The following is a 532-nucleotide window of genomic DNA, read 5'->3' as shown; positions in this document are numbered from 1 at the left end:
GCCCGCCTGAGGTACTCGGCGATATCGCAGGCGGTGTGCGGGAGATGGTGGATCTCCAGGCTCGGGCTGACCACCGCGATCTCGGTCCCGACGAGGGGCGCCTCCGCCACCTCGCCGGCAAGCGGTTTTGCAACCTCCCGTATCAGGTCGATATCGTCCCGCGGCACAAACGACTGGAGCACGACGTCCTGGGCCATGACGTGTTTCTGCACGACATACCCCCCGAGGTCGTCGATCAGGTCCATGATCTCGTCATGCCGGTAGACACCTCCCTTGTAGGTCACCGGCACCAGCGTCGTCACAGCGTCACCCCCATCCTCTCAAAGATCGGCGCGACCATCGTCTCCACAATATCACCCGGCAGGGTATCCTCGCTTGCCACGTAGTAAAACTTCCCGCCCTTGATATACTGACGGCGGACCTTGAACCCCTCGGGCGCGATGTACTGGAGCGCGTAGATGACATCCTTATAGAGTGTCTCGCTCGGGTCGGCGACCACCATCTGCTCAAGTTCCTCTTCCCCTGCCACCCC

The 532-nt window shown here is 62.0% G+C and carries 2 protein-coding genes; both read right to left on the bottom strand.

Going from position 1 to position 532, the window contains the following annotated elements; genetic code table 11:
• Positions 1 to 245, bottom strand: a 245-nt coding sequence (locus tag BP858_RS06025) for a methyl-coenzyme M reductase family protein (RefSeq protein WP_286879121.1), incomplete at its 3' end; no start/stop codon positions are given.
• A gap of 53 nt (positions 246 to 298) precedes the next feature.
• Positions 299 to 532, bottom strand: a 234-nt coding sequence (locus tag BP858_RS06020; RefSeq protein ID WP_286879105.1) for a DUF2113 family protein, incomplete at its 5' end; no start/stop codon positions are given.

It is taken from the genome of Methanoculleus sp. UBA413 (genome assembly GCF_002502935.1).
GTDB lineage: Archaea > Halobacteriota > Methanomicrobia > Methanomicrobiales > Methanoculleaceae > Methanoculleus > Methanoculleus bourgensis.
Note: the sequence above shows the minus strand (reverse complement) of the source record. Positions and strands in the feature narration are given on the sequence as shown.